The sequence below is a fragment of the Azospirillum sp. UFLA03-27 genome, assembly GCF_059803775.1.
The window spans coordinates 1-5,385 of record NZ_JAUQTX010000346.1; the positions used below are offsets into that span (position 1 = coordinate 1).

A 5,385-nucleotide genomic window follows, 5' to 3' on the forward strand; every position below is an offset into this window, starting at 1 on the left:
GAGATCTACACTCGCGTATAATCGTCGGCAGCGTCAGATGTGTATAAGAGACAGGCCCGTTGGGGGGCGATCCGCACCTGCCAGGCCTGCCTGCTCGCCGCAGCAGGAGCCGCGCTGCTGTCGGCCAGCGCCCTTCCCATCGCCTTCCTGCTGGGGGCGCTGGCGCTGGGCTTCGCCTTCGGGCCGGAAACGCCGGCCAGCACGCAGCTGCTGTCCCGGCTGACCCCGCCGGAGAAGCGCCCGCTGGTCTTCTCGCTGCGCCAGACCGGCAACCAGTTCGGCGGCATGGCCGCGGGATTTGCCGTGCCGCTGCTGGTCCTGTCCGTCGGCTGGCAGGCCAGCCTGCTGGTCGTGGCGGGCGCCACCGCCGTCCTGGCGCTCGTCCTGGAGCCGCTGGCCCGCCGCCACGACGGCGACGACCGCGCCGCCCCCCGCCCCGCCGGGCGCGGCACGTTGAAGCGCGCGCTCGATCTGGTCGTCGGGGAACCGGCGCTGCGCCGGCTGGCCATGGCTGTCTGCGCCTTCTCGGCCATGCAGCTTTGCCTGAACGGCTTCCTGGTCAGCTTCGCGGTGACCGGCCTGGGCTGGAGCCTGCCGCTGGCGGGCACGGCGTTGGCTGTGGCGCAGGGCGCCGGGCTGGTGGGGCGCGTCGGCTGGGGCCTCGTGGCGACGCGCTGGGCGCCGCCCCGCGTCATCCTCGCCGGGCTGGGCGTCGCCATGAGCGTGGCCGCCGCCCTGGTCGCCATCGCCTCCCCCGGCTGGCCGGTGCCCGCCTTCCTGGCCGTCTGCGCCGCCTTCGGCCTGTCGGCGAGCGGTTGGAACGGCCTGTTCGTTTCGGAGGTCGCCCGTCTCGCCCCGACGGGCCGGGCGGGCGAGGCGACGGGCGGCATGCTCGCCATCGCCTACGCCGGGCTGGTCATCGGGCCGGCGCTGTTCAGCCTGCTGGTCGCCGGGGGCTTCGGCTATTCCGCCGGCTATCTGGCGGCCGCCGCCGCCGCGCTGGCCGGCGCCGCGGCGCTGGTCATTCCCCTGCCGCCGGCCCCCACCCCGGACCTTTCCACCGCTGCCGAGGACACCCCATGCGCATGATGAGCGCCCGCTGGATCGCCGAACAGGTCGCCGCCCGCGCGGTCAGCGCCGTCGCCCTCTACGACGATCTGCTGGAGCGGATCGCGACCGAGAATCCGCGGCTGAACGCCATCGTCCATCTCGACCCGGAGGCCGGGCGGGCGGAGGCGCGGGCCGCCGACGAGCGTGCCACGCGAGGCGAGGCGCTGCCCCTGCTCGGCGTGCCCTTCACGGTGAAGGACAACATCTGGGTGCGCGGACAGCCGGTCCGCCAGGGATCGCGGCTGTTCGAGGACTTCGTGGCGCCGGAGGACGCGGTGGCGGTGGCCCGGCTGCGCGCCGCGGGCGCCGTCTTCGCGGGAATCACCAACTGCTCGGAATTCGCCTGCAAGGGGGTGACGACCAATCGCCTGCACGGCCCGACCCGGAATCCCTGGGACGTGGCGCTGACGCCCGGCGGTTCCTCCGGCGGGGCGGCCAGCGCGGTGGCGGCGGGCTTGGCGCCGCTGGCGCTGTGCACTGACGGCGGCGGCTCCACCCGCCGGCCCGCCGCCCATGTCGGGGTGGTCGGCATGAAGCCCTCGGCCGGCGTCGTCCCCCACCCCGTCGGCTTCGCCGAGCCGGTGTTCGGCAATTCGGTGATCGGCCAGATGGCCCGCTCCGTCGCCGACGTGGCGCTGATGCTCGACGCGCTGGCCGGGCCGGACCCGCGCGACCCGCAATCGGTGGCGGTGTCCGGCTCCTTCGTCCATGCCGCCGCCAACCCTGACCCGGCGGGCCTGCGCATCGCCTACAGCCGACGGCTGGGGCTGGACGCCCCCGTGGACCCGGAGGTCGCGGCCTGCGTGGAGCGCGCCGTTCACCGCCTCGCCGACGCCGGGGCCATCGTCGAGGAGGCCGACCCGGTCTGGCCCGACGGTGCCGGGGAAAGCGGCCTGATGCCCCTCCAGTTCGCCGGCCTCGCCGCGCTCTACGGCGAGCGCTACCGCGCCACGCTGGACCTGTTCGACCCTGACATCGGACAGCAGATCGGCGCCGGGCTGCGCACCAGCGGCGCGGAGGTCGCCCACGCCCTGCATCTGCGGGAGGAGGCCTACCGCGCGCTGGCCGCCCTCTTCACACGGTACGACCTGCTGGTCTGCCCGACGACTCCGGTCACCGCATGGCCGTTCGACCGGCTTGGCCCCGCCACCATCGACGGGCGACCGGTGACGCCACGCGGCCACGCGGTCTTCACACCTCTGTTCAATCACTGCTACGCGCCGGCCTGCTCGGTCCCCTGCGGGCTGACGGAGAGCGGCGGGCTTCCGGTTGGGCTGCAGATCGCCGGCCCGCGCCTGTCCGACGCGGCGGTGCTGCGGCTGGCCGCCGTGGTGGAAGCCACCTGCGGTTACACTGGCCTTGTAGCGTGACAGCCTTTTGAAGAAAAAGAGAAACGGCGATGGGGATAGAACGGACAGCCTGTATCAATTACCATCGTATTCTGGCAATCTTCACCTGGAGAGGGGTGGAGTAGGGAGATACGGGTGAAGACCAGCGAGCCGGACCAGCGGCCTGGATGGTCGGCGCGTCGGTTGTCGATTCTTTTCCTTATGGTTGCATTACCGCTGATCGCCTTTGAAGTGTACAACATCCTGGAATTGCGCAAGTCCCGGGAAACGGAAATCCGCCTGGAGTCGATGCAGCTTCTGGATCAGGTCGAATCCGAACAGCAGCGCATCGCCGACGATATCGAACACGTTTTGGTTGCCCTTACGGAGATGGGCATAGGGCAATCGTCTCCAGCGGCCTGTCAGGACACACTTCTTCGGATCAAGGCGAAGTTTCCACCGTATCTGGCGGTGAGCATCAGCAACCGGTCTGGGACCATCTGGTGTTCCACCCAACCGCAGGCACGCGGTCTTTCGGTCGCCGATCGCAGCTATTGGCAGGAGGCGTTGACCAGCGGGGAGCAAACCAACGGGGCCACCCTGACCTCCCGCACCACGGGCCGCCCCTCCATCCCCTTCGCCCTGGCCTACAAGGACGGGAACGGCGTTCCGGCAGGCGTGGTGACGGTGCTCCTCGACACCACGTGGCTGAACCTGTTCCTTCGCGAGAAGAGTCTGCCGGACGACGCGGAGGTGGTGATCGCCGACCGCTCCGGCATCGTCCTGGCGCACCAGCCGGAGATGCCGGACACCGTCGGCAAACCGCTCCACACGCCTTACCAAGTTCTGCTGGAGCAGGGCGAGCGGCGTGTGGTCGAAGCGCCCGGTCCGGATGGCCGGATGCGGATCACCGCAATGTCGCCGCTGGCCGCCGGCGTTCCCAACCTCTACGTCCATGTCAGCCTGGACAAGGACGAATCCATGCGGCCGGTCAACGCGGCCGCCCGGCGCACGCTCATCATTTTCATCGGGCTTTTCCTGTTCGCCGGGATCACCGCGGGCTGGAGCCTGTGGCGCTTCCTGCGCGCGCACGATCTGGCACGCAGCAATGCGTTGCGCATGGCGGCGGTGCTCGGCAGCACGGTGGACGGCGTGATCGAGATGGACCGCGACTGGCGCTTCACCTACCTGAACGACAAGGCGGTTTCCCTGATCGCCCAGGGCCGCGACCTGCGTGGGCGGTCGCTGTGGGACGCCTTTCCGGAACTGGTCGACACGCCGCTGTGGCGCAAGGCCCATCAGGCGATGGCCGGGCAGACGCCGATCGACGATGAATTCCAAGGGATGCGCACCGGACGCTGGTTCTGGATGCGGGCCTTTCCCAACGCGAACGGGATGTCGGTCTATCTCCTCGACATCACCCGGCGGCGCCAGGCCGAGGACGATCTGCGCAAGAGCAAGGACCGGCTAAGCTTCGCCCTTGAATCCGCCCTGGCCGGCACCTTCGACTGGGATCTCACCTCCGGCCAGGGGCACTGGTCGGAAGAAACCCACCGCATCTTCGGCCTCGATCCCGCCGTGCATGAGGCGACCAGCGCCATGTGGCGGTCGGTGGTCCATCCCGACGATTTCGACATCGCGACGCTGAAGGCCCAGACGGAAATGCTCGCCGAGCGGCGTTCCTACGTCCGGCTGGAGTACCGAATCGTCCAGCCCGGCGGCGCCATCCGCTGGGTCTCGTCGATCGGGCGGGTCAGCTACGGCCCCGACGGCACGCCGCTGCACTTCAGCGGCCTGAATCTGGACATCACCGAACGCAAGGCCCTGGAGGAGGCGCTGCGCCGCAGCGAGGAGCGGCTGACCATCGCGCTTGCCGCGTCGGAAGCCGGCATCTGGGATTTCGACCAGCGCGACCGGACACTGGCCTGGTCGGATGGCATGTACCGGCTGTACGGCGTCACTCCGGACAACTTCACGCCCGGCGAGAACAGCTTTTTCGAACTGGTCCACCCGGCGGACCGGGACTCGGTGCGCCAGTTCACAAAGGACGTGCTGGAAGCCCGGCGTTCCGATTACCGCGGGGAGTTCCGCATCCTTCATCCGCGCGATGGGGTGCGCTGGATCATGGCGATCGGGCGCCCCGTCTATGACAACGGGCGCCTGGTCCGGCTCAGCGGATTGAACATCGACATCACCGGGCGCAAGATGATGGAGCAGGCCCTGCGCGACGCCAAGGCCAAGGCCGACGAGGCCAACGTCTCCAAGTCGAAGTTCCTGGCCGCGGCCAGCCACGACCTGCGCCAGCCGCTGCAATCCGCCCTGCTGTTCGCCGGGGTCCTGCACCACCACGTCGATCCCGTCAAGGGGCGCGGCTCGCTGGCCTCGCTGGAGCGTGCGCTGGAAACGCTGAAGAATCTTCTCGACAGCCTGCTGGACGTGTCGCGCCTGGACGCTGGTGTCATCAACCCGCAAATCGACACGGTGTCCCTGCGCCCGATGCTGGACGAGATCGAGGCGGCCTATGTCCCGATCGCCTCCAGCAAGGGGCTGGAGTTCACCGTCGTCCAGCCCGCGCCGGATCTGGCGGTGCGCAGCGACCGGCTGCTGCTCGGCCGGATGCTCCGCAATCTGGTGGAGAACGCCATCCGCTACACCGAGGCGGGCTATGTCCGCGTGTCCTGCGAGGCGGCGAACGGCACCGTCCGCATCATGGTGCAGGACAGCGGCATCGGCATCTCGGCGGAGCAGCAGACCAAGGTCTTCGAGGAGTTCCATCAGGTCGCCAATCCGGAACGCGACCGCAGCCAGGGGCTCGGCCTGGGGCTCGCCATCGTGAAGCGGCTGTCCCGGCTGCTGAACCATCCGGTGTCGGTGCGCTCCGAACCGGCCCATGGGTCGGTCTTCTCCCTGTCTCTTATACACATCTCCGAGCCCACGAGACTATAAC

Annotated in this window: 4 protein-coding genes; 3 read left to right on the forward strand and 1 reads right to left on the reverse strand. The window is 69.5% G+C overall.

Annotated features, from left to right (window positions below; genetic code table 11):
- The first annotated feature begins 39 nt into the window (after nt 1–39).
- Together Q4I23_RS30140 and Q4I23_RS30145 are read left to right on the forward strand one after the other, a co-directional pair.
- The gene (locus Q4I23_RS30140) at nt 40–1,089 is read left to right on the forward strand and encodes an MFS transporter (RefSeq protein ID WP_498528658.1); all 1,050 of its coding nucleotides are present in this window, start codon (nt 40–42) and stop codon (nt 1,087–1,089) included.
- Nucleotides 1,080–2,480, forward strand: coding sequence for an amidase (locus tag Q4I23_RS30145; RefSeq protein ID WP_498528659.1), 1,401 nt, complete (start codon nt 1,080–1,082; stop codon nt 2,478–2,480). Before Q4I23_RS30140 ends, Q4I23_RS30145 begins: the two co-directional genes overlap by 10 nt.
- 189 nt (nt 2,481–2,669) lie before the next feature.
- Here the strand turns inward: Q4I23_RS30145 and Q4I23_RS30150 are convergent, their stop codons facing one another.
- A complete protein-coding gene (locus tag Q4I23_RS30150) occupies nt 2,670–2,807 on the reverse strand; it encodes a hypothetical protein (protein ID WP_454017927.1) in 138 nt (45 codons plus the stop codon).
- Between Q4I23_RS30150 and Q4I23_RS30155 the strand changes: the two genes are divergently transcribed.
- A complete protein-coding gene (locus Q4I23_RS30155; RefSeq protein ID WP_498528660.1) occupies nt 2,748–5,384 on the forward strand; it encodes a PAS domain-containing protein in 2,637 nt (878 codons plus the stop codon). The genes Q4I23_RS30150 and Q4I23_RS30155 overlap by 60 nt on opposite strands.
- Nucleotide 5,385: the final 1 nt, after the last annotated feature.